22 protein-coding genes are annotated in these 25,656 nt (G+C 72.1%); 14 read left to right on the top strand and 8 right to left on the bottom strand.

Annotated features, from left to right (window positions below; translation table 11 throughout):
• Positions 1-59: 59 nt before the first annotated feature.
• From WA762_RS28085 to WA762_RS28070, 4 genes are all read left to right on the top strand, one after another.
• On the top strand, positions 60-1,409 hold the full coding sequence (locus WA762_RS28085) for a DUF6716 putative glycosyltransferase (protein ID WP_335939313.1): 1,350 nt from the start codon (positions 60-62) through the stop codon (positions 1,407-1,409).
• Positions 1,410-1,713: 304 nt separating this feature from the next.
• A complete protein-coding gene (locus WA762_RS28080) occupies positions 1,714-2,961 on the top strand; it encodes an acylneuraminate cytidylyltransferase (protein ID WP_335939312.1) in 1,248 nt (415 codons plus the stop codon).
• A gap of 101 nt (positions 2,962-3,062) precedes the next feature.
• Positions 3,063-3,995: an N-acetylneuraminate synthase family protein gene (locus tag WA762_RS28075; protein WP_335939311.1), complete on the top strand. Its 933-nt coding sequence runs from the start codon at positions 3,063-3,065 to the stop codon at positions 3,993-3,995.
• 11 nt (positions 3,996-4,006) lie between these two features.
• Positions 4,007-5,062: a hypothetical protein gene (locus tag WA762_RS28070; protein ID WP_335939310.1), complete on the top strand. Its 1,056-nt coding sequence runs from the start codon at positions 4,007-4,009 to the stop codon at positions 5,060-5,062.
• A 105-nt stretch (positions 5,063-5,167) separates the two neighbouring features.
• Here the strand turns inward: WA762_RS28070 and WA762_RS28065 are convergent, their stop codons facing one another.
• Positions 5,168-5,512 (bottom strand): hypothetical protein, encoded by a 345-nt coding sequence (locus WA762_RS28065; RefSeq protein ID WP_335939309.1) that lies wholly within the window; start codon positions 5,510-5,512, stop codon positions 5,168-5,170.
• A gap of 439 nt (positions 5,513-5,951) precedes the next feature.
• Between WA762_RS28065 and WA762_RS28060 the strand changes: the two genes are divergently transcribed.
• The 7 genes from WA762_RS28060 to WA762_RS28030 all read left to right on the top strand — a co-directional run bounded on the left by WA762_RS28060 (position 5,952) and on the right by WA762_RS28030 (position 14,447).
• Entirely contained in the window at positions 5,952-7,181 is a 1,230-nt protein-coding gene (locus WA762_RS28060; protein WP_335939326.1) for an amidohydrolase, read from the top strand.
• Positions 7,182-7,319: 138 nt separating this feature from the next.
• Complete coding sequence (locus WA762_RS28055) at positions 7,320-8,369, top strand: BMP family lipoprotein (RefSeq protein WP_335939308.1); 1,050 nt, start codon at positions 7,320-7,322, stop codon at positions 8,367-8,369.
• Positions 8,370-8,640: 271 nt separating this feature from the next.
• Positions 8,641-10,236 carry an ABC transporter ATP-binding protein gene (locus tag WA762_RS28050; RefSeq protein ID WP_335939307.1) on the top strand — a complete coding sequence of 532 codons (1,596 nt, stop codon included), beginning with the start codon at positions 8,641-8,643 and terminating at the stop codon, positions 10,234-10,236.
• Positions 10,236-11,354 carry an ABC transporter permease gene (locus WA762_RS28045; RefSeq protein ID WP_335939306.1) on the top strand — a complete coding sequence of 373 codons (1,119 nt, stop codon included), beginning with the start codon at positions 10,236-10,238 and terminating at the stop codon, positions 11,352-11,354. The genes WA762_RS28050 and WA762_RS28045 overlap by 1 nt, the downstream gene beginning before the upstream one ends.
• The gene (locus WA762_RS28040; protein WP_335939305.1) at positions 11,351-12,616 is read left to right on the top strand and encodes an ABC transporter permease; all 1,266 of its coding nucleotides are present in this window, start codon (positions 11,351-11,353) and stop codon (positions 12,614-12,616) included. The genes WA762_RS28045 and WA762_RS28040 overlap by 4 nt, the downstream gene beginning before the upstream one ends.
• A complete protein-coding gene (locus WA762_RS28035) occupies positions 12,613-13,014 on the top strand; it encodes a cytidine deaminase (RefSeq protein WP_335939304.1) in 402 nt (133 codons plus the stop codon). Before WA762_RS28040 ends, WA762_RS28035 begins: the two co-directional genes overlap by 4 nt.
• 155 nt (positions 13,015-13,169) lie before the next feature.
• Positions 13,170-14,447, top strand: a complete 1,278-nt coding sequence (locus tag WA762_RS28030; RefSeq protein WP_335939303.1) for a thymidine phosphorylase — start codon at positions 13,170-13,172, stop codon at positions 14,445-14,447.
• 257 nt (positions 14,448-14,704) lie between these two features.
• Here WA762_RS28030 and WA762_RS28025 read toward each other — a convergent pair whose 3' ends face one another.
• The gene (locus WA762_RS28025) at positions 14,705-18,037 is read right to left on the bottom strand and encodes a S8 family peptidase (protein WP_443080697.1); all 3,333 of its coding nucleotides are present in this window, start codon (positions 18,035-18,037) and stop codon (positions 14,705-14,707) included.
• A gap of 383 nt (positions 18,038-18,420) precedes the next feature.
• On the opposite strand from WA762_RS28025, the gene WA762_RS28020 reads away from it, so the two are divergent.
• Positions 18,421-18,765 (top strand): STAS domain-containing protein, encoded by a 345-nt coding sequence (locus tag WA762_RS28020; protein ID WP_335939302.1) that lies wholly within the window; start codon positions 18,421-18,423, stop codon positions 18,763-18,765.
• A gap of 186 nt (positions 18,766-18,951) precedes the next feature.
• Here the strand turns inward: WA762_RS28020 and WA762_RS28015 are convergent, their stop codons facing one another.
• Together WA762_RS28015 and WA762_RS28010 are read right to left on the bottom strand one after the other, a co-directional pair.
• Entirely contained in the window at positions 18,952-19,950 is a 999-nt protein-coding gene (locus WA762_RS28015) for a sigma-70 family RNA polymerase sigma factor (RefSeq protein ID WP_335939301.1), read from the bottom strand.
• Positions 19,951-20,220: 270 nt separating this feature from the next.
• Complete coding sequence (locus WA762_RS28010) at positions 20,221-20,937, bottom strand: L,D-transpeptidase (protein WP_335939300.1); 717 nt, start codon at positions 20,935-20,937, stop codon at positions 20,221-20,223.
• Positions 20,938-21,015: 78 nt separating this feature from the next.
• On the opposite strand from WA762_RS28010, the gene WA762_RS28005 reads away from it, so the two are divergent.
• The gene (locus WA762_RS28005; RefSeq protein ID WP_335939299.1) at positions 21,016-21,486 is read left to right on the top strand and encodes an alpha/beta fold hydrolase; all 471 of its coding nucleotides are present in this window, start codon (positions 21,016-21,018) and stop codon (positions 21,484-21,486) included.
• A 169-nt stretch (positions 21,487-21,655) separates the two neighbouring features.
• On the opposite strand, the gene WA762_RS28000 is transcribed toward WA762_RS28005, so the two are convergent.
• Complete coding sequence (locus tag WA762_RS28000) at positions 21,656-22,996, bottom strand: MFS transporter (protein ID WP_335939298.1); 1,341 nt, start codon at positions 22,994-22,996, stop codon at positions 21,656-21,658.
• 62 nt (positions 22,997-23,058) lie between these two features.
• Between WA762_RS28000 and WA762_RS27995 the strand changes: the two genes are divergently transcribed.
• Positions 23,059-24,012, top strand: a complete 954-nt coding sequence (locus WA762_RS27995; protein ID WP_335939297.1) for a LysR family transcriptional regulator — start codon at positions 23,059-23,061, stop codon at positions 24,010-24,012.
• A gap of 54 nt (positions 24,013-24,066) precedes the next feature.
• Here the strand turns inward: WA762_RS27995 and WA762_RS27990 are convergent, their stop codons facing one another.
• The 3 genes from WA762_RS27990 to WA762_RS27980 form a co-directional block, all read right to left on the bottom strand.
• Positions 24,067-24,282 (bottom strand): DUF397 domain-containing protein, encoded by a 216-nt coding sequence (locus WA762_RS27990; RefSeq protein WP_335939296.1) that lies wholly within the window; start codon positions 24,280-24,282, stop codon positions 24,067-24,069.
• A gap of 221 nt (positions 24,283-24,503) precedes the next feature.
• Complete coding sequence (locus WA762_RS27985) at positions 24,504-24,719, bottom strand: DUF397 domain-containing protein (RefSeq protein WP_335939295.1); 216 nt, start codon at positions 24,717-24,719, stop codon at positions 24,504-24,506.
• Positions 24,716-25,555, bottom strand: a complete 840-nt coding sequence (locus WA762_RS27980) for a helix-turn-helix domain-containing protein (protein WP_335939294.1) — start codon at positions 25,553-25,555, stop codon at positions 24,716-24,718. The genes WA762_RS27985 and WA762_RS27980 overlap by 4 nt, the downstream gene beginning before the upstream one ends.
• Positions 25,556-25,656 lie beyond the last annotated feature (101 nt).

Raw genomic sequence — 25,656 nt, 5'->3', positions numbered from 1 at the left:
AACCAGCTGTTGCCGTCGCGTTGGGCCGCGAATCGGAATGCCTTCCTAAGTTCTGAGGCGTGCCCCCACGTACCGATAAGACGACCGCTCTCCGGGTAGCCGTGCTCGCGGACTCCGACACCCGGTGGAAATGGGGTGCGCTCACCGCGCGCCGCCTCACCACCGGCGACTTCGGCGGTCCGGCCCGGCGCGCGGAGATCAGCGGGCTGCTGCTGCGCGGGCGGGCCACCCCGACCCCGCGCCAGCTCGCGGAGGTCGGCGACGTCGGCGTCGCGTCCGACCGGGTGCGCGAGGTGACGGCCGTCGAGTTCCTGCACGCGGTGCGGGACGAGGGGTACGACGTCCTCGTCCTCGCCCTCGTCGGGGGAGCGGTCCAGGCGATGCTGCACGGGCTCGCCGCGCTGCGGCTGCCGGCCCGCCCGGTCGTCGTCACCGGCTATGTCGGGGTCGTCTACGAGAAGCTCGCCGACGGACTGCTGCTGCGCCACGGCGCGGACGTCGTCCTCGCCAACTCCCGCCACGACGCTGAGCGTTTCCGCGCGGTGTACGAAGGGGTCGGCGCCGACGCCTCGGCCGTCACGGAGGCGGCCCTGCCGTTCCTCGGGGGCGAGCCGTACCGCCCCGAGGAGGGCCGCGACACCGTCGTCTTCGCCGCCCAGCCGTCCGTGCCCGCCTCCCGCGCGGAGCGCACGTATCTGCTGCGCCGGCTCGTCGAGCACGCCCGGCTGCACCCGGGCCGCGAGGTGCTGCTGAAGCTGCGCTCCAAGCCCGGCGAGCACACCACGCACATCGAGGAACTCCCGTACCAGCGGCTCGCGGAGCGGATTCCCGGCGGCCCGCCGCCCAACTTCCGCCTGGTGTACGGGCACATGGGCGAGGTGCTGGACCGCGCCGACCTGCTGGTCACGGTCTCCTCGACGGCCGCCCTGGAGTCCCTGCACCGCCGCGTCCCCACCGCGGTCCTCACCGACCTCGGCGTCCGCGAGGCCCTCGGCAACCACCACTTCATCGGCTCCGGCCTGCTCACCTCCTGGGACCACCTGGACGGCGGCCACCGCCCGGAGCCCGACGCCGCCTGGCTGGCCGGGCAGGGCGTCGCCGCCGACGGCGGCTACGCCACCGCCTACGACGCGGCCCGCGCCCGGGTGGCGGACCTGCTCGCCGCCGGCCCGCTGCCCGGGATCGCCCCGTACTACACGCCCGCCACCGCCCCCGGCTACCTGCCCGGCATCCTCGCCCGCCACCACCTGGCCCCCGACGGCCACCCGCTGCCGGGCGCGGAGCGCCCGCGCGAGACCGGCGGGGTGCGCGGCGCGGTCCGCGAGGCCGTGCGCGAGGCGGCGCGCGGCGCGTACCGCCAGGGCGTCCAGCGGGTCGCCCCCGTCATCCGACGGATGGGCGAGCTGTGACGGCCGCGCGGGGAACCACCGGGTCCGCGCCGGGAACCACCGGGTCCGCGCCGGCCGCCGGGCCGGGAGCCACCACGGCCGCGCCGGGAGCCGTCACCGGGACCGCCGGGGCCACGGGGCACGCGACGGCCGCGCCCGGGGCCGTCGCCGGGGCCCCGGCCGCCGCGCCCCGCGGGAGCACACGGCCCGCGCCCGCCGCCCCCGTGCCCGCCGCCCCCGTGCCCGCCGCCTCCGTGCCCGCCGTCCTCCCGCCCGGCACCGCGCCCGCACCTCTCATCCACCGACCCCGACCCCAGGAGCAGCGATGACGCCGCCCACCGTGCTCGCCGTGATTCCCGCCCGCGGCGGATCCAAGGGCGTCCCGGCCAAGAACCTCGCCCCGGTCGGCGGCGTGCCGCTGATCGCCCGCGCCGTACGCACCTGCCTGGCCTCCTCCGAGGTCACGGACGTCGTCGTGACGACCGACGACGCGGCCATCGCGGACGCCGCCCGCGCCGCCGGCGACACGTCCGGCGCACCGGAGCGGCTGCACATCGTGCAGCGCCCGGCGGCCATCGCGGGGGACCGGGCCAGCAGCGAGGACGCGGTGCTGCACGCCCTGGACGCGTACGAGGCGATGCGCGCCCGGACCGTGGACGTGGTGCTGCTGGTCCAGTGCACCAGCCCCTTCATCGGGCCCGAGGACATCGACGGCGTCGCCGCCGCGGTCGCCCGTGACGGCGCCGACACGGCGGTCACGGTCGCCCCCTTCCACGGCTTCCTCTGGCGCGACGGCAGCGCACTGGAGGAGGAGAGCTACGGCGTCAACCACGAGAAGTCCGTCCGCCCCAGGCGCCAGGACCGCCCCGAGGACCTGCTGGAGACCGGCGCCGCGTACGCCATGGCGGCCGCCGGCTTCCGCGCCAACCGCCACCGCTTCTTCGGCCACACCGCCCTGGTCCGCACCGACCCCGCCCGGGTCCTGGAGGTCGACGACCCGCACGACCTGGCCCGCGCCCGCGCGCTCGCCCCGCTGCTGGACCCCTCCCCGCTGCCCACGCTCGCCGACGTCGACGCGGTCGTCCTCGACTTCGACGGCACCCAGACCGACGACCGGGTCCTCATCGACGCCGACGGACGCGAGATCGTCGCCGTCCACCGCGGCGACGGCCTGGGCGTCGCCGCCCTGAGCAAGGCCGGCGTGCCGCTGCTGATCCTCTCCACGGAACAGAACCCGGTCGTCGCGGCCCGTGCCCGCAAGCTCCGCATCCCCGTCCTGCACGGCATCGACCGCAAGGACCTGGCCCTCAAGCAGTGGTGCGACGAACAGTCCGTCGCCCCCGAACGCGTCCTCTACGTGGGCAACGACGTCAACGACCTGCCCTGCTTCGCGCTCGCCGGCTGGCCGGTCGCCGTCGCGAGCGCCCACGACTCGGTACGGGCCGCGGCGCGCGTCGTCACCACCACGCCGGGCGGCTCCGGCGCGATCCGCGAGATCGCCGCCTGGCTGCTGGGCCCCGCCCTCGCGAACCCCGCCCGCACACACCCCACTCCCGTCAACCCACTCCCGTGAACCCCACTCCCGTGAACCCCACTCCCGTCAACCCCGCCCAGTCCCCCAAGTGAACCCGGGTCCCCCAGACCCACGACGTCCCGAACTAAGGAACACACCTCATGAGCACCTCCCGTCTGCGCACCCTCGGCACCCGGACCGCGGGCCCCGGCCGCCCCGTCTACGTCACCGGCGAGATCGGCATCAACCACAACGGCGACCTCGACAAGGCCCTCGCCCTGATCGACGCGGCCGCCGAAGCCGGCTGCGACGCCGTCAAGTTCCAGAAGCGCACCCCGGAGATCTGCACCCCGCGCGACCAGTGGGACATCGAGCGCGACACCCCCTGGGGCCGGATGACGTACATCGACTACCGCCACCGCGTCGAGTTCGGCGAGGACGAGTACCGGGCCATCTCCGAGCACTGCGCCCGGCTCGGCATCGACTGGTTCGCCTCCCCGTGGGACACCGAGGCCGTCGCCTTCCTGGAGAAGTTCGACGTCCCCGCCCACAAGGTGGCCTCGGCCTCCCTCACCGACGACGAGCTGCTGCGCGCCCTGCGGGCCACCGGCCGTACCGTCATCCTCTCCACCGGCATGTCGACCCCGAAGCAGATCCGGCACGCGGTCGAGGTCCTGGGCTCGGACAACATCCTGCTCTGCCACGCCACTTCGACCTACCCGGCCAAGGCCGAGGAGCTGAACCTGCGGGTCATCAACACCCTCCAGCAGGAGTACCCCAACGTCCCGATCGGCTACAGCGGCCACGAGACCGGCCTCCAGACGACCCTCGCCGCCGTCGCCCTCGGCGCCGTGTTCGTCGAGCGCCACATCACCCTCGACCGCGCCATGTGGGGCTCCGACCAGGCCGCCTCCGTCGAGCCGCAGGGCCTCAGCCGCCTGGTGCGCGACATCCGCACCATCGAGGCGTCCCTCGGCGACGGGGTCAAGAAGGTGTACGAGTCCGAGCTCGGCCCGATGAAGAAGCTCCGCCGGGTCGCGGGCGTCGTCGCCGAGAACGAGGCGGCTCCGGCCGCCGAGCCGGTCGCGGTCTGACGGGCCGACCGGTGAACCTCGCCTTCGTCGAGAGCCCGGTCCAGCTCCTGAACGTCCTGGAGTGGGCCTACGCAGAGGGAGGCGACGACCACGTCCTGGCGGACGTCACGGTCGTCGTCCTCCCCCCGGTCGACCCGATGTCGCGCGGCCAGCTGCGCCGGATGGCGGAGCTGGCCCGCGACGAGGGCGTCACCGTCCGATGGCAGGAGGCGCGCGGCGGAGCGAGCGCGCCCCTGAAGACCCTGCGCGCGCTCGCCGGACTGCTGCGCGACGCGGACCGGATTGTCATAGGCGACCCGTTCTCCCGCTACGTCCAGCTCCTGCTGACCATGGTCCGCGCCCGCCGCCTCACCGTGGTCGACGACGGCACGGCCACCATGGAGTTCGTCGCCCAACTCGCGCGCGGCGAAAGGCTGGTGCGCTGGCACCGCAAGGGCGGCTCGGGCCCGCGCGAACTGGTCCTGGCCCCGGTCACGGCCCGCGCCCGCAGCCGCTTCACCCCCTCCGCGACCCGTACGGTCGAGGTCTTCACCGCGATGCCGGTCGAGGCCCCGCCCGGCATCGCCGTCGCCCCCAACGCCTTCGCCTGGACCCGCGCCCGCTTCGGCCCGCCCCGGCTCGCCAAGGGCGCGGACCTGGTCGGCACCTCCCTCGTCGAGACCGGCGTGGTCGACCGGGACCACTACCTGGAGGCCGTCGCCGCCCTGGCCCGCACCCACCAGGCCGCCCGCTACTTCGCCCACCGCCGCGAGTCCGCCGACAAGCTCCACGCCCTGGAGGCCGCCACCGGCCTGGAGATCGTCCGCCCCGACCTCCCCCTCGAACTCATCGCCCGCCGCGGCCCCATCGGCCGCACCGTCCTGAGCTTCCCCTCCACCGTCGTCCACACCCTGCCGCTGGCCCTGGCGGGCACGGAGGCCAGGGTCGCGGTCTGCGACATAGCCCCGGAATGGCTCCGCGACACCGCGTCCCCCCGCGCCCAGGGCTTCCTGGCCGGGGTCACAGCGACCGCCCGCGACGTACAACGCCTGGCCCCCTGGCGGGCGACCGCGGTCACGGAGGCCTGAGAAGGAGCACGCGCCCCGCCGCCGACGGCCCCCGGCCGGCCCGCGCCGGGGCCCGTCGCACGGGCGTGCCGTCGCCGCCGGACCGGGCGCCGCCGAACCGGGCGATCAGCCGCTGATGTCGACGACCTTCAGCTCGACGGGCCAGGCGTTGGTGCCGCACTTCAGGACCGAGGCGGCTTCGGTGGCCCCCTTGCGCCAGCCCTTGCTGCCGCGGTACGGCCCGTTCACGCGACCCGCGCTGGCGCACTTGGCCTGCACGTACCAGGACCCGTTCCCCTTGTTGCACCAGGCAACGGCGTCGTTCACGCTCCCGTGGCTCACGTAGGCGCTGCAGCCGGTCGGCTTGGGCACGGCGGCGCCGGCCGCCGGTATGGAGCCCAGCATCACGCCGGTGGTCACCATGCTGATGACCGAAGCCATCACTCCGAACTTCATTCGAGTGCGATTCATGACAAATCCTTCCCTGGGGATGAGCCGGCAAGTGGCTCCCGGGAACGGTGCCAAGAGTCGCCGCCCTCTTGCATCCGGCCTCGGGAGGAGGCGCCGTTCGATCACTGGGCGGTTGTGCGAGGCCTCGAACCATGAGATCCGGGGCGGGAGTTGAGGCGGACACCGCCGGGTTCGCCGGCGTGGCCGACGGCCGCCCTGCCGGGGAGCCGCGCCTTTGGCCGGCGCGTGGGCGGCGACGCACGCCTGCCCGGGGGCGTGGGCCGAACGCCCCGTATCACGCCCGCGTACACCCGGCGCACGAAATGGGCGAGTTTACCCATCTCGTCGTCAGCTCACACGCGGCAACCCAGTCATTTATTCGTCTATGTGGCTGAACTTTTCTTGTTTCATGGTCAGTTGAAGGGGGAAGCGCCGTAACCTTCGCCAGGTGAACCACTTGATGTCCCGCGCGTCCGACACCGCCCCGACGACCCACGGCGAACCTCTCCCCGGCACCGTGCCCGATGCCCTGCGTGCCGAACTCATCGCCTTCCGACGCGATCTGCACATGCATCCCGAGCTGGGCAACCAGGAGTTCCGCACCACCGCGGCCATCAAGGCCCGGCTGGAGAAGGCCGGACTCCGCCCCCGGGTGCTCCCCAACGGAACCGGACTCATCTGCGACGTCGGCACGCGGGACGAGGCCACCGCGCCCATGCTCGCCCTGCGCGCGGACATCGACGCCCTGCCGATCCCGGACACCAAGTCCGGCGTCCCGTACCGCTCCACCGTCCCCGACCGGGCGCACGCCTGCGGGCACGACATCCACACCACCTCGGTCCTCGGCGCCGGGCTCGTGCTCGCCGAGCTCGACCGGCGGGGGCTGCTGCCCAACCCGGTGCGGCTGGTCTTCCAGCCCGCCGAGGAGGTGCTGCCGGGCGGGGCGCCCGACGCCGTCGCGGCCGGGGCGCTGGAGGGCGTCGGGCGGATCGTCGCGGTGCACTGCGATCCGAGGGTGGACGTCGGGCGGATCGGATTGAAGACCGGCGCGATCACCTCCGCCTGCGACCGGCTGGAGATCAGCCTCGACGGCCCCGGCGGCCACACCGCCCGGCCGCACCTGACCACCGACCTGGTCACCGCCGCCGCCAAGGTCGCCACCGAGGTGCCCGCGCTGCTGTCCCGCCGGGTCGACACCCGCTCCGGCCTCGCCGTCACCTGGGGGCGGCTGGACGTCGGGCACGCCTGCAACGTGATCCCGCAGCACGCCGAGCTCTCCGGCACGGTCCGCTGCCTGGAGCTGGCCGCCTGGCGCCGGGCGCCCGACCTGGTGCACGCGGCGGTCGACGAGGTCGCCGCGATGTACGGCGCCAAGACGGTGATCGACTACGTCCGGGGCGTCCCGCCCGTCGTGAACGACGCCGCCGTGACCGACCTGCTCGCCGGGGCGATGGCCGCCCGCCGCGGCGCAGACGCGATCGAGAGCACCGAGCAGAGCCTCGGCGGCGAGGACTTCTCCTGGTACCTGGAACACGTCCCCGGCTCCATGGCCCGGCTCGGCGTCCGCACCCCCGGCGACACCGCCCGCCTCGACCTGCATCGTGGCGATTTCGACGCCGACGAGCGGGCCATCACGGTCGCCGTGGAGCTCTTCACTGCCTCCGCGTTGCTGCACGGCAACCATCCGTGACCGAGCGTTTCACCCCCCGTTCGCGACGATCCGATAACGGCTTCCGTACGGGGCTTTATCTGACATCTACGCGCGTTACGATCGCCGCGAAACCAGCGCCGGAAGAGGCGCTTCGGTCAGGTTTGAAGGAGCCTTCCCTTGCGCCGGGTATCCAAGATCACCGCCGCGTGTGCCGCCACCGCGGCCCTCGCGCTCACCGCCTCCGCGTGCGGCGGCAAGTCCTCGTCGGACGCCGGTTCCGATTCCAAGGAAGCCAAGACCGCGCTCGCGTACGACATCGGCGGCCGTGGTGACCAGTCGTTCAACGACGCGGCCTACGCCGGTCTGGCCAAGGCTGAGAAGGAGCTCGGTTTCAAGGGCACCGAGGCGGAGCCGTCCGACGGCGAGTCCGACGCCGACAAGGTGCAGCGCCTCACCACGCTGGCCCGCGCGGGCAACAACCCGGTGATCGGCGTCGGCTTCGCGTACGCGCCCGCGATCAAGAAGGTCGCCCCGAAGTTCCCGAAGACGACCTTCGGCATCATCGACGACGCCTCGGTCACCGGCAAGAACATCGCCAACCTGGTGTTCAACGAGGAGCAGGGCTCCTACCTCGCCGGCGTCGCCGCCGCCAAGGTCACCAAGACGAAGACGGTCGGCTTCATCGGCGGTGTGGAGACCCCGCTGATCAAGAAGTTCCAGGCGGGCTTCGAGCAGGGCGTCAAGGACACCGACGCCTCGGTCAAGGTCCTGTCGCAGTACCTGACCCAGCCGCCGAACTTCGACGGCTTCTCCAAGCCCGACCTCGGCAAGGCCGCCGCCCAGGGCCAGCTCGACAAGAAGGCCGACGTCGTCTACGCCGCGGCCGGTCTCGCCGGTTCCGGCTCCATCGAGGCCACCGCGAAGGCGGGCAAGTGGGCCATCGGCGTCGACTCCGACCAGTACAACCAGAAGGGTCTGGCCACGTACAAGGACCAGATCCTGACCTCCGTCACCAAGGACGTGTCGGACTCCGTCCTCGACCTGATCAAGTCGGTCAAGGACGGCAAGCCGCAGGCCGGTGAGGTCCGCTACGGCCTGGACAAGGACGGCGTCGGCCTGGCCGGCTCCAACCCCGCCTTCGGGAAGATGGCCGACGTCATGGCCGCGGTCGAGAAGGCGAAGAAGGACATCGTCGAAGGCAAGATCACCGTCAAGACCACCCCGTAACGGCTCTTGTCGTACGACCGGTCCGTCGTGAGCCCGGAGCGCGCGCCCCATCGCCGCTCCGGGCCCCGCGGGTGCTCCACGCGGACGGGTCCGCCGGTGCGGCGTTCACTCCGTTCCGGCCCCGTCCTCCTCGCGCGGACCCAGGTTTCACTCCGTACGGGCCGCGAAGCCGGGATTTCGGTTTCGTCGCACGTCGGAGTCTTACGATTCGGCAGCACTACGCGCGTAGACCACCCTTTGCCGCGATAGCTTCAGCCCGCCCCGTCCCCCCATGTCCCCGCTCCCGTCCGGCCGAGGAGAGTGCGTCATCAACGCGTCCAGTAGTCCCCCCGCCGTGGAACTGCACGGCATCACCAAGCGCTTTCCGGGCGTCGTCGCCAACCGCGACATCGACATCACCATCCGCAAGGGCACGGTTCACGCCCTCGTCGGTGAGAACGGCGCCGGCAAGTCCACCCTGATGAAGATCCTCTACGGCATGCAGAAGCCGGACGAGGGGACGATCGAGATCGACGGGGCCGAGGTGGCGTTCGGCAGCCCCGCCGACGCCATCGGACGCGGCATCGGCATGGTGCACCAGCACTTCATGCTCGCCGACAACTTCACCGTGCTGGAGAACGTGGTCCTCGGCGGCGAGAAGCTGCACGGCATCGGCTCCGCCGCCCGCAAGAAGATCATGGAGATATCGGACGCGTACGGCCTGGGCGTCCGGCCCGACGCCCTCGTCGAGGACCTCGGCGTCGCCGACCGCCAGCGCGTGGAGATCCTCAAGGTCCTCTACCGGGGCGCGCGCATCCTCATCCTTGACGAGCCGACGGCCGTCCTCGTGCCGCAGGAGGTCGACGCGCTCTTCGACAACCTGCGCGAGCTGAAGGCCGAGGGCCTCACCGTCATCTTCATCTCGCACAAGCTGGGCGAGGTGCTGTCGGTCGCCGACGACATCACGGTGATCCGCCGCGGCACGACGGTCGGCACCGCCGACCCGGCCACGACCACCACCAAGCAGCTGGCCGAGCTGATGGTCGGCAGCGAACTCCCCTCGCCCGAGACCCGTGAGTCCACGGTGACGGACGTCCCGATGCTCCGCGTCGAGGGCCTCGCGCTCGGCGCGACCGACCCGGACGGCGTGACGCGTGACGTGCTGGCCGGCATCGACCTCACCATCCACAAGGGCGAGGTCCTGGGCATCGCCGGTGTCGAGGGCAACGGCCAGACCGAGCTGATCGAGACCCTGATCGGCATGCGGAATCCCGACAGCGGCCTGATCACGCTCGACGGCGAGGACATCTCGCACGCCCCCACCCGCAAGCGGCGGGAGGGCGGCATCGGGTACGTCCCCGAGGACCGCCACCGTCACGGCTTGCTGCTGGACGCCCCGCTCTGGGAGAACCGGATCCTCGGCCATGTCACGGAGAAGCCCAACAGCCGGGGCGGCCTGCTGGACATCAAGGCGGCCCGCGCCGACACCGAGCGGATCGTGCGCGAGTACGACGTCCGCACCCCCGGCATCGACGTCACCGCGGCCTCCCTCTCCGGCGGCAACCAGCAGAAGCTGATCGTCGGCCGCGAGATGAGCCACCGCCCGAAGCTGCTGATCGCCGCGCACCCCACCCGCGGTGTGGACGTCGGCGCGCAGGCGCAGATCTGGGACCAGATCCGCGCGGCGCGCGGCGAGGGACTCGCCGTCCTGCTCATCTCGGCGGACCTGGACGAACTGATCGGCCTGTCCGACACCCTGCGTGTCATGTACCGCGGCCGGCTGGTCGCCGACGCCGATCCCGCCACCATCACCCCGGAGGAACTTGGCTCGGCCATGACCGGCGCCGCCACCGGTCATCTCGAGGCAGCACCGGAGGACGAGTCCTGATGAAGAAAATCGACAAGGACCGGCTGGTCCTGGGCCTCGCGGGGCCGGTCCTCGCCCTGGCCGTGGCCTTCGTGCTCACCACGGTCGTGCTGCTCGCCTCGGGGAAGGACCCCTTCGAGCCGTACCAGCTGATGTTCGACTCGGCGACGTACGCGGACGTCCAGGTACTGATCATCAACCAGGCCGGCACGTACTACCTCGCCGCCCTGGCGGTCGCGGTCGGCTTCCGGATGAACCTCTTCAACATCGGCGTCGACGGCCAGTACCGGCTCGCCGCGATGGCGGCCGCGCTGATCGGCGCGGCCGTCCATCTGCCGGGGCCGCTCCACATCGTGCTGATCGTGGTCGTCGCCATGCTGGTCGGCGCCTTCTGGGCCGGCATCGCGGGTTTCCTCAAGACCACCCGCGGGGTCAGCGAGGTCGTCTCGACGATCATGCTCAACTCCATCGCCACCGCGCTGATCGCCTGGCTGATCCTGCCGAAGAACTTCGGTGTGCAGCCGGCCGGGTCCAACAACCTGACCACGGGCGACATCCCGGAATCCGGCTGGTTCCCCGGCCTGTCCATGGGCGACGAGGCCGGTGAGATCTACGGCTTCACCTTCGTCGCGGCGGCCCTCGGGGTCGTCTACTGGTTCGTGCTGAACCGCACCCGGTTCGGCTTCGACCTGCGGGCCACCGGCGAGAGCGAGAGCGCGGCGCAGGCCTCCGGCGTGGACGCCAAGAAGATGGTCCTCACCTCGATGCTGATCTCCGGGGCGGTGGCCGGTCTCGCCGGCATGCCGACGCTCCTCGGCGACACCCACACCTACAGCCTCGACTTCCCGACCGGAATCGGCTTCACGGGCATCACCATCGCCCTGCTCGGCCGGAACAACCCGCTCGGCATCGCCTTCAGCGCCCTGCTGATCGCCTTCCTGGACAAGACCTCCTCCTCCCTCGACCAGTTCGGGTACGAGAAGGAGATCGCCACGATCATGCAGGGCCTGATCGTCATCTCGGTCGTCGTCAGCTACGAGCTGGTCCGCCGTTACGCAACCCGCCGCCAGCAGCAGAAGGTCGGCGAGGAACTCGCCGCAGGGCACGCCCTCACGACCGAGAAGGAGGCCGCACTGTGAGCGCCACCCAAGTCTCCGCCGCGAGCGTCGCCCCGAAGAAGAGCGGCGGCCGCCGCAGACTCACCCTGCCCGTCGTCCTGCTGATCGTCGCGGCCGCCCTGGCCCTGGTCTCGCTGGTCCGCCTGATCAGCGGCGCCAACGACGTGACCTCCGTCGGCCAGGTCGCGGGCGCCCTGGAACTCGCCGTCCCGATCGGGCTGGCCGGGCTCGGCGGCCTGTGGGCCGAACGCGCCGGCGTCGTCAACATCGGCCTCGAAGGCATGATGATCCTCGGCACCTGGTTCGGCGCCTGGGCCGGCTTCCAGTGGGGTCCCTGGGCGGGGGTGCTGTTCGGCATCCTCGGCGGGGCCCTCGGCGGACTCCTCCACGCGATCATCACCGTCACCTTCGGGGTGAACCACATCGTCTCCGGTGTGGCCATCAACATCCTCGCCGTCGGCCTCACCCGTTACCTCTCCAACTTCGCCTTCGACGGCGTCGAGGGAGGTTCCTCCAAGCAGTCCCCGCGCATCGACGCGATCGACCGGATCACCGTTCCGGGGCTGTCGGACTGGCTGCTCGACCTCCAGCAGAGGCACTGGTTCCTGGTCTCCGACGTCGCCGGGATCGTAGGCGGTCTGATCACCAACCTGTCCTGGCTGACCGTGATCGCCCTGCTGCTGGTCCCCGGCACCTGGTGGGTCCTGTGGCGCACCTCGTTCGGCCTGCGGCTGCGTTCCTGCGGCGAGAGCCCGGTCGCCGCCGAGTCGCTCGGCGTCAACGTCTACAAGTACAAGTACATCGCCGTCGTCGTCTCGGGCGGCCTGGCCGGACTCGCCGGGGCCTTCCTCGCGATCGTCTCCTCCGGCATCTACCAGGAGGGCCAGACCGGCGGCCGCGGCTACATCGGTCTCGCCGCGATGATCTTCGGCAACTGGATGCCGGGCGGCCTGGCGCTGGGAGCCGGCCTCTTCGGCTTCACCGACAGCCTCAAGCTGCGCGGCGGCGCCGAGAACGTGCATGCGATGCTGCTGCTGCTTGCCATCCTGCTGGTCGTCGTGGTGCTCTGGCAGCTGTACCGCAAGAAGTACGTGGCCGCGGTCGTCTCGGCCGCCGTCTCCGCGCTGCTCTTCACCTGGTACGCGCTGACCGACCAGGTCCCGAGCCAGTTCGTCGACGCCGCCCCGTACGTCACCACGCTCCTGGTCCTCTCGCTCTCGGCGCAACGGCTGCGGATGCCGAAGGCGGACGGGCTGATCTACCGGAAGGGCCAAGGCAAGTGACCGTCCCCGCCGAGGTCGACTGGACCGCGCTGCGGAGCGCCGCGCGGACCGCCATGACGCGCGCCTACGTCCCGTACTCGCACTACCCGGTCGGGGCCGCCGCGCTCGTCGACGACGGGCGGATCGTGTCCGGCTGCAACGTCGAGAACGCCTCGTACGGCATCGGGCTGTGCGCCGAGTGCGGGCTGGTCTCCCAGCTCCACGCCACCGGCGGCGGCCGGCTGACCCACTTCACCTGCGTGGACGGGGCGGGCGAGATCCTGGTGCCGTGCGGCAGATGCAGGCAGCTGCTGTACGAGTTCGGCGGGCCGGAACTGGTCCTCCAGACCCCGGACGGGCTGCGCACGCTCGACGAGATGCTGCCGCAGGCGTTCGGGCCGGGGCATCTGCGGCCGTAACCGCCGGCGCGGGCCACCGCGGCCCTCCCACCCATCGGGAAACCCATCGGGAGGGCCGCGGGCAGGGCCGCTCCCCGCCCCACCCTCTATGCGCGTAGAGTCGTACCGGACTCTTGCGCACGCACGCACGTACCGGCCGGAAGGACTCCCCGCACATGGACGCCATCTCCGTCATCCGCACCAAGCGCGACCGGGGCGAGCTGACGCCCGAACAGATCGACTGGATCATCGACGCGTACACCCGCGGCGAGGTCGCGGACGAGCAGATGTCCGCGCTGGCCATGGCGATCCTGCTGAACGGCATGAACCGTGCCGAGATCGCCCGCTGGACCGCCGCGATGATCGCCTCCGGGGAGCGGATGGACTTCGCGTCGCTCTCCCGGCCCACCACCGACAAGCACTCCACCGGCGGCGTCGGCGACAAGATCACCCTGCCGCTGGCCCCGCTGGTCGCCGCGTGCGGCGCCGCCGTGCCGCAGCTCAGCGGCCGGGGGCTGGGCCACACCGGCGGCACCCTCGACAAGCTGGAGTCCATCCCCGGCTGGCGCGCCCGCCTCTCGAACGAGGAGATGCTCGACGTCCTGGACACCACCGGCGCGGTGATCTGCGCCGCCGGCGACGGGCTGGCCCCCGCCGACAAGAAGCTGTACGCGCTGCGCGACGTCACGGGCACCGTCGAGGCCATTCCGCTGATCGCCAGCTCGATCATGTCGAAGAAGATCGCGGAGGGCACCGGCGCGCTCGTCCTGGATGTCAAGGTCGGCTCCGGCGCGTTCATGAAGACCATCGAGGACGCCCGCGAACTGGCCTCCACCATGGTCGCGCTGGGCACCGACAGCGGTGTGCGGACGGTCGCGCTGCTCACCGACATGGCCACCCCGCTGGGCCTGACCGCGGGCAACGCCCTGGAGGTGCGCGAGTCCGTCGAGGTGCTGGCGGGCGGCGGTCCGAAGGACGTCGTCGACCTCACCCTGGCCCTGGCCCGCGAGATGCTGGACGCGGCCGGGCTCACCGACGCCGACCCGGCGCGGGCGCTGGCCGACGGCTCCGCGATGGACGTCTGGCGCCGCATGATCTCCGCCCAGGGCGGCGACCCGGACGCCCCGCTCCCGGTCGCCCGCGAGCGGCACGTGGTGACGGCCCCGGCGACCGGAGTGCTGACCCGGCTGGACGCGTACGACATCGGCGTCGCCGCCTGGCGGCTCGGCGCGGGCCGTGCCCGCAAGGAGGACGCGGTGCAGGCGGGCGCGGGCGTCGAACTGCACGCCAAGCCCGGCGACCCGGTCACGGCCGGGCAGCCGCTGCTGACCCTGCACACCGACACCCCAGAGAAGTTCGCCTACGCCCTCCAGGCCCTGCCCGACGCGTACGACATCGCCCCGGAGGGCACGGAGTTCGCCCCGACCCCGGTGGTGCGCGAGCGCATCGCGTAACGCCCCGCCGCCCCGCGCGGCGGCGGGCGTCCCCAGGCACCGGACGGGACCCCACTCCCGTCCGGGAACGCGAACGGCCCGCCGGGCGGATTCCTCCGCCCGGCGGGCCGCTTCCGTCCGCCGGGTCCGTTTCACTGGGGACCCGGCGCCGGGTTCCTCAGCTCACCGGGTTCCTCGGCTCACCGGGTTCCCCGGTTCACCGGGTTCCCCGGTTCACCGGGTTCCCCGGTTCACCGGGTTCCCCGGTTCACCGGCGGCTACTTGCCGAAGTAGGCGTTGTAGATCGCCACCGAGGACTTGTTGCCCTTCTTGTCGACGACATCGGCCTTGAAGGAGAGGGACTTCCCCTTGGCCGGGTTCTTAACGGAGAGCTTGCCCGACTTGACCGCGGTCTTCTTCCAGGTCTTGCCGCCGTTGTAACTGACGTACACCGTCAGCGACTTGAGGTTCTTTCCGGCGGCCGCGCCCTGGACCTTCACCGGCACGGACGCGGTCCTGCCCGCGGTGACCTTGCCGTCCAGCGTCACATTGGGCGTGAAGCGGACCGTGGAGACCGGCAGCGCGGTCGGGGCGCCGGTCTTCTTCGACCGGAAGGTCCAACTGGCGTCGATCCGGCTGGAGACGGCCGACACCTTGGGGGAGACCCGCACGGAGGTGGTCAGCCGGTAGTCGGCCACGCCGGACGGCACGGCGATGGGCTCGCCCTCCAGCGGGTTGTCGTTCTGGACGAGCTTCTTGCCGTTGCGGTACAGCACGGTCTTGACCGAACCGTAGGGCTGCGCACCCAAGTTGCCGCTGCCGTCGGCCGTCAGCGGCACCTGCCCGCCGATCTCGTCGCCCTCGCGGAAGAGCCCCAGGTCGGTGCCGAGCGCGGGGCCGAACACGGCGGTGTTGGCCTTCTTGGTGTACGTGCCGCCCGCCTTGTAGGACCGCGGGTCGCCGAGCGTGTAGCCCGACTCGATGTTCGGGTAACCGTCCGGATCCACCCCGCCTTGCTGCAGGAAGCCGAAGTCCCACTTCACCTTGTCGGCGGCGGATACGTACGCGGTGACGGTGCCGGGGACCTTGTGCGTGGACCAGGCCCCCCAGGAGCCGGAGGAACCGGGGAGCAGACCCCACACCCCGACCTGACCGCTCTTGCCCTTGACGGACGCGCCCAGAGCCAGGTTCACCTTGGCCATCTGACCGGCGGTGAACTTCCGCTTGTAGCCGGTCGCGGCCTGGGTCACCGGCCCGCCGACCGCGATGTCGTACCGGGTCGCGGCGCCCTTGGTCCAGGCGCCGATCCACTGCTGGGAGAGTGAGCCGTCCGTCACCTTCGGGCCCAGGTGCGCGGTGCGCAGGCCCTTGTACGAGTCCAGGAACCAGCCGTAGCCGTAGCCGGTCTCCTTGGTGTCGAACTGGATCTCCGGCGCGGCCAGGAGGCCCTTCGTGCCGGTCGCGGGGAGGGTGATCTCCACCGGCTTCGTCGTGCGCGCGTCCAGGGTCACGCTGGTGTTCCGGCTGATGTCCAGCTTCGGCTGGGTCAGCCAGTCGGTGCCCTTGGTGCTGTCCTCGGGGTCGGTGTACACGGCCGTGTTGAGCACGTAACCGCCCTTGGGCACACGGAGCTTGACCGTGCCGTTCTCACCCGTCGGGTGGAGCCACGTGCCGAGCCCCGGACCGGAGAGGCCGGCCAGGTCGTTCTCGTAGTACACGGCCGGCTTGCCGTCGCGTCCGATGATCTTGAGGGTGAGGTCGTACGACTCGATCTCGCGCTCGACCGCAGCGGCGGTGCGGACGGTCTGGCCGCCGCCGGTCCCGACGACGTACGCCGAGTAGCCGCCGTCGACATCGCCGCCGAGCCGGGTGTCCACGGTCAGCGGCACGTCGGCGGTGCCGCCCGCGGGGACGGTCACCTTGTCGGAGCCGAGGGTGAAGAAGCCGGCCGGGGCGGGCGCGCCCTTCGGGCCGGTGGCGGAGACCGCGAGGTCGAGGGTGACGTCCGTCGTGCCCAGGTTGCGGTACGTGATCTGCTTGGTGACCGGGGTGTCGTCGGTGTGCGGCCACTGCTGCGTGCCGAAGTTCACCGACACCGGGTCCGCGACGACGGTCTGGGCGATCGCCCGGTCCACGGCGATCCGGCCCGAACCCTGCTGGAACGGGGTGTACGCGCCCGGCTTCGTCGAGGCCGTGAGGGCGCCCTTGAGCTCGGTGTACTTCCAGTCGGGGTGCTGCTGCTTGAGGAGCGCCGCGGCGCCCGCCACGTGCGGGGTCGCCATCGACGTGCCGGAGATCGTCAGATAGCCGGCCGGGTTCTGGCCCTCTTCCCGCTCGATGACGGAACCGGGGGCGGCGGCCGCCGTGATGTCCACGCCGGGGGCGGTGACGTCGGGCTTGATCGCGCCGTCGCCGACCCGCGGGCCGCGGCTGGAGAAGTCGGCCAGCTGGTCGTTGTCGTCGACCGCGCCGACGGTCAGCGCGGCGTCCGCGCTGCCCGGGGAGCCGACCGTGCCGGGGTCGTCGCCCTCGTTGCCCGCCGCGATGGCGAACAGCACGCCCTTGTCGGCCGACAGCTTGTTGACGGCCTCTTCGAGCGGGTCGATCCCCGGGGTGTCCTCGCCGCCGAGGCTCAGGTTGACGACGTCCGCGCCCTGCGCGACCGCCCACTCCATGCCCGCCAGGATGCCGGAGTCGTCGCCGAAGCCGCTGTCGTCCAGCACCTTGCCCGCGAGCAGCTTGGCCTCCGGGGCCACGCCCTTGAACTTCCCGCCGGACTTGGCGCCCGTGCCGGTGGCGATCGATGCCACATGCGTGCCGTGGCCGTACCGGTCCTTCGTGTCGGACGCGGCGGAGAAGTTCTTCGCCGCCAGGACCTGGCCCTTGAGGTCCGGGTGGGTGTCGTCCACACCGGTGTCCAGCACGGCGATCTTGACGCCCTTGCCGGTGTAACCGGCCTTCCAGGCGGTCGGGGCGCCGATCTGCGGGACGCTCTTGTCGAGGCTCGCCCGGCGCACGCCGTCCAGCCAGACCCGGTCGATCCCGGCGGCCGTGGTGCGCTGGACGCCCTGCGCCGGCTTGGCGGTGAGCGCCTGCCAGATGTCCTGGGCGTCGTCCGCCGGGGTGGTCACCGACTCGGCGTTGAGCGACTTCAGGGTCCGGCCGACCCGGGTGCCGCCGGCGTCATGGACCTCGGCCTTGGCGGCCGACGCCCGCGCGCCCCGGTAGGAGACGATCAGCTTCAGGCCCGACTTCTGGGCCCTGCGGATCTCCGCGCGGCTCAGCTCGGTGACGTCGAACAGCCGGCGGTCCAGCTTGCCGGAGTCGATCAGCCGGTGGGCGTCGGCGGGCACGAGCAGGGTGTGCCCGCCGCGGGTCTGCCGCTGCACGGGTATGTGTTCGCGCCCCTTCGCGGGCTGGAACCGCAGCACCCGGCCCTTGGCGTCCACCGTGACGCGGTCGCCGGTGATGAGCGTCAGCTCGTGCGTCGTCCCGGCGGTGGCGCCCGCCTGGCGGGCGGGTGTGGGCTGGGCCGCGGCCGGGGTGGTCATCCCCGCCGCGAGAGCCACGGCGGCGGCCGCGGCGATGGTCGGGACACACGCGCTTCTCACGTGTTTGCGCAACTCTCCCCCTGGAGAATCAGGCGGCCCACGAGGGCCACTGGTCAGTCGGCGCCACTCGGACGGCGGGTCCGGCCGTCGCTGCGGCACCGACCGGTCATGTACCTAGAGGGGGAATGGACCGCGGAGGTTCACAGCAGGCGTACAGATGACCGGAGTTGACGGAAGATCGTCGGTCCGTGTCCGGGTGGTCGAGCGGGGGAGGAGTACGGGAGGAGGGAGCGGCAGCCGCCGCCCGGGCCCGGTGGGAGAAGGGCGGGCGGCGCGACGGCGGGGCGGAGCGCGGGCGGGCGGGGGCGGGCGGGAGCGGAGCGCGGGCGGGTCGGACGGCGATGAGTTTCGGCCGCCGCCCCGGTCTGCCTGACGTGGAATCGATGACCCCGAACGTTCTTGTCGTCACCGGCCGGGTCACCCGCGCCGCCGTCCCGGAACTCTGCGCCCGGCTGGAGTCGTTGCTGTACGACGCCGAGGGCGCCGTCCGCCTCCCGGGCGACGGCGTGGACTGCGACGTGGGCGGCGTGGTGCGGGCGGACCTGGTGCTGGCCGAGGCCATCGCGCGCCTGGGCCTCGTCGCACGCCGCGCGGGCGGCAAACGCCTGCGCCTGCGCAACGCCCCGCCCGAACTGCGCGGACTGCTCGACCTGTTGGGGCTGGCCGACGTGGTGGACGTGGACTACGGGGGCTACGGGGGTCGCGGGGGCTACGGGGCGGACCACTGAGACGCGCCCCGCCCGGGTCACGGACCCCGCGCGCCCCGCCCCGCTCCGCCCTCAGCCCCGGCCGTCGGCGCCCCCGCCCCGCCGGCAGCCCGTTCCGTACACCGCGCCTCGTATGTGCAGCCTGATACACCGAGCCTGACACGCCGCGCGCCCCATGCGTGGCGTCTCACGCATGCCGGCCGTGCCTCACGCCGCTTCGGCGTCCAGGCGGTCCGGCAGCCCGAACAGCGGGAACCAGCGCTGCGTGTCCAGGAAGCAGTGCAGCCCGGTGATGGAACCCTCCGAGACGTCGATCACCTGCACGGCCCACGGCACGAAGCCCGCCCCCTCCGGGTCCGGCTTGTAGTGCGCGAACGCCGGGGAACCGTTCGCTGCCGTCGGCACCAGTCGCGAGCCCGCGCAGCCAGCGCCGATGGTCTGCATGAATCCGGTGATGTCGTCGTGCCCCCGGAGCCAGAGGTCGAACGGCGGCATCGTCATCACGGCGTCCTCGTGGAGCAGCGCCGTCAGCGCCGCCATGTCGTACCCCTCGAAGGCGGCGACGTACCGGTCGAGCAGCTTGCGCTGCTCCTCGTCGAGCGGGTTCGCCGCGTCGGCGGGCTTGCCGCCCTGCTCCGTGAGGGTGGCCCGCGCCCGCTGGAGGGCGCTGTTCACCGAGGCGACCGTGGTGTCGAGCAGCTCGGCGACCTCGCTCGCCTTCCAGGCCAGCACCTCGCGCAGGATCAGCACGGCCCGCTGCTTGGGCGGCAGATGCTGCAGCGCCGCGACGAACGCGAGACGCACCGACTCCCGCGCCACCGCGGCCTCCGCCGGGTCGTCGAGCGACGGCAGGATGCGCCCGTCCGGCATCGGCTCCAGCCAGACGTTCTCCGGCAGCGGGTTGAGCGCGGCCTCGGCGAGCGGCGTCGGGCCGGACAGATCGACCGGCCGCGCCCGCTTGTTGCCCGCGTTCAGCATGTCCAGACAGACGTTGGTGGCGATGCGGTACAGCCAGGAGCGCAGCGACGACCGCCCCTCGAACTTCTCGAAGTTGCGCCAGGCACGCACCAGCGTGTCCTGCACCGCGTCCTCCGCCTCGAAGGCCGAGCCGAGCATCCGGTAGCAGTAGCCGGTCAGCTCGACCCGGTATCCCTCCAGACGGCTGTCGACGTCGGACGCCCCGCCCGCCACTGTCAGATCACTCATCGCTCCACCCCTGTCGCGCTGTGACACCGTTCGCTTCGGCACTTCGGAAGCTACAACAGACCACTGACAACGCGCCCCGGAAGCGCCGAAGCCGCGCGCATTCCGGCAAGTACCGCCCCGTGCCCCGCCCGCGCGCGCCCCGCACACGTCCCGCCCCGGCGGGACTCCGGCCGGGTCCCGGTCAGATCCCGGTTGCGTTCGGGACAGGTCCCGGCCGGACCCCGTTCGGGACCAGAGCCCGGCCGGGACCAGGCCCCGGTCGGACCCCGGTCAGGTCCCGGGCTTGCGCCCGTACACGAACACGTCGTCGCCCTTCCGCAGCAGCTTCCAGTACGCCTTCGCGTCCGCGCTCCGCATGTTGACGCAGCCGTGCGACCCCGGGTTGTTCCACATCTTCACGCCGACCGAGTGGAACGCCTGCCCGCCGTCGAAGAACTGGGCGTACGGCATCCGCACGTTGTACAGCGTCGACACATGGTCGATGTTGCGCCAGTAGACCTTCTTCAGACCCGTCCGGGTCTCGTACCCGTCCCGCCCGGTCCGCACCGGCACCGGACCGAACTTCAGCTTCTTGCCGTCCTGGATCCAGGTCAGCTGCCGGGTCAGGTCCACACACGCGATGCGCCCCTTGTTCGTGGGGCACTTCTTGTCCTTGTTCGGGTTCTTGCCGGCCGCCTTCTGGGCCGTGAGGGTCTTCATGGTGCGCCAGGTGACCGTACCGGCGTAACCGATCGCGGGGGTGACCCCGTAGGTGTTCTGGAATGACCGGATCGCCTTGCAGTCGGCGGCCGACTGCTTGCCGTCGACCGGCCGGTGCAGATACTTCTCGACCTGCTTCTGGTACGGCCCGGCCGACGACGTGCAGGACGCCGCCTGCGCCGTTCCCCCGGTGCCGAGCACGAAGGCGGGTACCGCCGTCAGCCCGGCGACGGACGCCGCCAGCACGCGCCGCGTCCGGGTTCCCCCCGTGTTTCCCGTGCTTCTCATCTCCGCCGACTCCCCTTTCCGAGCGGTGACATGGTCCTGCCCACTAGACGTGCGGCGGGGAGCCGATGGTTGTGTGCCGTGTGTCTCGGTTCTGTACCTGAATCCCGGCCCGGACCCCGCATCCGGGCCGGGTCCGGGGCGGGCTCCGGGATCGGCACCGGCACCGGAGCCAAGGCTGCTGCCGACGTCGAGGCCATCGTTCCGTTCCCCTACGGGCGTTGGGACGCCGCAGCACAGGCCCATGCCGCGACCGAGGCCGAACAGACCAACCTTCTGGCGGCGGACGCCTTCCCCATGCCCGGAGCCTTCGATCCCGCCGCGACGCGCGCCGCCGTCGCCCGCCTGGACGCGCCGGTGCTGGTGCTCGCGGGCGAGCTGGACGGGGGGCCGCTTCCCCGTGTCGCCGCAGACATCGCGAAGTCGTTCCCGCATGGCGAACTGGCTGTTCAGCCGGGTGCCGGTCACTACCCACGGCTCGACGACCCCGACCGCTTCGCCCGAACCGTCGCGGACTTCCTCGGTCGCGTCGGCGGGAGCCGCCCGCGGTGACGAGCGCCGGTGATTCCGGCCGAACCGCCCCCTGCGGGGATCGCACGCGGCGTAAGCCGTCCGGCCGACGACGGGAGCCCCGCCCGACGACGGGCACCCCGGCCGACGACGGGGCACCCTGTGCCCTGCGGCGTCCACGGGATGCCCGGCAGGGCGCGCCGCCGCCCGCTCAGCCGGTCACGGACGACGCCGTCGCGGCCCGGCCCCGGGCCGGAGCCGTGCGCCGCGCGGCCCGCGAGCCGTACAGCGTGACCGTGACGACGCCGAGCACCGCGAGCAGCCCCAGCGACACCGTCCCGGCCCACCCACCGGCGTGGAAGGCGACCGCGCCGAGCGTGCCGCCCGCGCTGGAACCCAGGTAGTACGCCGACTGGTACAGCGCCGACGCCTGCGCCCGGCCCGTCGTCGCCGTACGGCTCACGGACGACGAGGCGACCGCGTGCCCGGCGAAGAAGCCGGCCGTGATCAGCACCAGGCCCAGCAGCACGGCGGCCAGCTCGTCGGCGAGCGAGAGCAGCAGCCCGGCGGCGGTCGTGGACACGGCCAGATACAGCGCCCCCCGGCGGCCCAGCCGGGCGACCAGCTTCCCGGCCGCGGCGGAGGACACCGTACCGACCAGGTAGACCAGGAAGATCGAACCGACGACGCCCTGCGGCAGGCCGAACGGAGCCGCCACCAGCCGGTAGCCGATCACCGTGTAGACCGCGCCGAACACCGTCATGAACAGCGCGCCGATCGCGTACAGCCGCCGCAGCAGCGGATCGGCCAGGTGCCGGCCGACCGTGCGCGCCACGGCCTTCGGGTTCAGCGACCCGGGGGTGAAGTTCCGGGCCCGGGGGATCAGGAAGTGGAACGCGACGGCGCAGCCCGCGGCCAGCAGCCCGACCGCGCCCAGCGCCGCCCGCCACCCCCACAGCTGGGCGATCCAGCCGGTGAGGATGCGGCCGCTCATCCCGCCGATGCTGTTACCGGCCACGAACAGCCCGATCGCGGCCACCAGCGCCTTGGGCCGCACCTCCTCGGCCAGATACGCCATCGCGGAGGCCGGCAGCCCGGCCAGCGCCGCGCCCTGCACGGCGCGCAGCGCGACCAGCCAGCCCAGCGAGGGGGCGAAGGGCACGAGCAGCCCGACCAGTACGGCCACCGCCAGCGACGCGGTCATCATCTGCCGCCGCCCGAACCGCTCCGAGAGCGCGCTCAGCGGCAGCACGCACAGCGCCAGCGCGCCGGTCGCGGCGGAGACCGTCCAGCTCGCCTGCCCGGCCGTGGCGTTCAGCGAGGCGGAGACGGCTGGCAGCAGGGCCTGCGTGGAGTAGAGGAGCGCGAAGGTCGCGACGCCCGCGGCGAAGAGCGCGAGACTCATCCGGCGGTAGCCGGGGCGGCCGGGTTCGAGACGGTCCGGCTCGACGGGACCGGCGACCGCGGCGGACACGGGGGCGACGACGGCGGGGGAGGGCTGGGGCGAGGCGGCCACGATGAGCGTGGACGCCCCGGTACTGGCAGGAGGCATGCTTCGAACGTAGGCCTCCCGGTTTCATGCGTCCAATGCATGAAACCGCCATAATCGATCCCATGGCGCATGAACCCAGCTCACAGCCTCGCCTGTCACCGAGCAGTTACGAAGAAGACATTCGCGCCGTCCTCGCGCCGCGCCTCGCGCACTTCGCCGCGGTGGCCCGCCACGAGCACGTCACCCGCGCCGCGCACGAGCTGGGCGTCCCGCAGTCGACGCTGTCGCGGTCGATGGTCCGGCTCGAACAGGACCTGGGCGTCGCCCTCTTCGCCCGCAAGGGCCGTACCGTCTCCCTCACCCCCGCCGGCCGCACCTTCCTCCTCTCCGCCGAGCGGGCCCTGGCCGAGGTCGAGAAGGCCGCCGACTCGGTACGGGCCGACGCCGACCCGGCCACCGGCAAGGTCGCCTTCGGCTTCCTGCACACCATGGGCTCCGAGACCGTCCCCGCCCTGCTCCGCGCCTTCCGCGCCGACCACCCCGGCGTCCGCTTCCAGCTCGTCCAGAACTACGGCGAGGCCATGATCGAACGCCTCCGGGCCGGCGGCCTCGACCTCTGCCTCACCTCACCCGTCCCGGACGCCCCCGACCTGGTAGCCCGCCGCCTCGACGAACAGCGGCTGCGCCTCGTCGTCCCCGAGGACCACCGCCTCGCCTCACGCCGCCGCATCCGCCTCGCGGAGGCCGCCGACGAGAAGTTCGTCACCCTCGAACCGGGCTACGGCCTGCGCCGGATCACCGACGACCTGTGCGCCGAGGCGGGCTTCAGACCCCGGGTCGCCTTCGAGGGCGAGGAGGCGGAGACCCTGCGCGGCCTCGTCGCGGCCGGCCTCGGCGTGGCCCTGCTGCCCCCGCCCGCGGTGGCCCGCCCCGGCGTCGTCGAGCTGACGGTCACGGCCCCGAGGGCGGCCCGCGAGATCGGCGTCGCCTGGCTCGACGGCCACCCGGACACCCCGCCCGTGGCGGCCTTCAAACGCTTCCTGCTGTCACGCCGGGGCCACCTGCTGCCGGACTGAACCGGGGGAGGGGCGGCGGGGCTCGGTCCCGCCGGTATGCGGAGGGCGCGCCGATCAGGCGGTGCCGAACTCTCCGGCCCTGACGCCCGCCACGAACGCGGTGAACGCGTGGGCGGGGATGCTCAGCACCGGGCCGTGCGGGTCCTTCGAATCGCGCACGGGGACCATGCCGGTGGCGGCCACGCCGCGCGGAGCCCACTCCACGCAGGAACCGCCGTTGTTGCTGTAGGAGGACTTGACCCAGCACAGGGTCGTGGAGTCGGTCGTCACGGGGCACCCTTTCGTAGCCGGTGGATCACATTCACGGAAGCCGTCCGCGACAGGGATACCCACGCGCGGGTGCGGACAGTCCCGGCGTCGGCACGACGGCCGGTTCGCGCGCACCGCCCACAGGCCCGCAACACGGACGCGAGCCGCACCACACGGCCGCAAGCCCCGCCGCACTCCCGAGCGGGGAGTGTCGCGGGGCTCGCGTCGCGCCCGACGTACGGTCAGATCGCGCCGAAATCCGGGGACTTGACGCCCGTCACGAACGCGGTGAACGCGTGGGCGGGGATGCTCAGCACCGGGCCGTGCGGGTCCTTCGAATCGCGCACGGGGACCATGCCGGTGGCGGCCACACCGCGCGGAGCCCACTCCACGCAGGAACCGCCGTTGTCGCTGTGGGAGGACTTGACCCAGCACAGGGTCGTGCAGTCGGTCGTCACAGGGTGCCCTTTCGTAGTTGGTGGATCACATCCACGGAAGCCGTCTGCGACAGAGATACGGCCTGCAAGTGATGGTAGTCCCTCACCAGCGGTAGCACGGAGGGTAGTTCGCGGTCCAGGTGCCCCTGCGTCTGCGACTCGACATAGGAGACCACGGACCGGTCCTGAAGGGTGAGCAGGTTCACCAGCCGGTTGAAGGGGCGCTGCTCGCCAAGGCTGTAGGGGGCGAGCTGGAGCATGGTGTTCGGCTGTGCGGCGAAGTCGATCAGATGCTGCAACTGCGCGTCCATGACGGCAGGGCCGCCGACAGGTCTGCGGATGCAGCTCTCGTCCAACACCGCGATCAACAAGGGCGGCAGGGGCCGCACCAGCGCCGCCTGTCGCTCTATGAGAAACGAGACCCGTTCATCCGCCTGTTCGCGCGTGATGCCGCCCCGCTCGGCGGCGCTTCCGGCCAGGGCTTGCGCGTACTCGCGCGTCTGAAGCAGGCCGGGGATCACACCCGAGTCGAACACCTTGATCTCGGCCGCCCGGCCCTCAAGCCCGACGTACTCGGGGAACCCTTGTAGCAGCACACCGTGCCGGATCTCACGCCACGCACGTTCGAATGTGTCGGCTGTTCCTTCGAGTCCGAACGCGGCATCAACGGCGGTCGCAAACCTGCGGGTTGGCGACTTACGGCCGTTTTCGACCCCCGAGACATGCCGCCCGGAATACCCGATTCGCTCGCCGAGGTCGTCCTGCCTCCAGCCACGCTCCTCCCGTGAACTGCGTAACCGTGCGCCGAAGGCCGCTTCCGGGCTCGCTTCCGGATTCAGCTCATTGCGGTTTACCAACGTGTCCTCCCCTTCCGAGATGTTGATTACCTACTCACAGTAGGCCGATGCTGAGCGCCCCGTAGTGGAAGCGCTACAGAGAGGAGCGGTCGTGCCTGCGG

The sequence above is a fragment of the Streptomyces tyrfis genome, assembly GCF_037034285.1.
Lineage (GTDB): Bacteria > Actinomycetota > Actinomycetes > Streptomycetales > Streptomycetaceae > Streptomyces.
The sequence above is the reverse complement of the archived record's forward strand: the minus strand, read 5'-3'. Positions and strand labels throughout refer to the sequence as shown.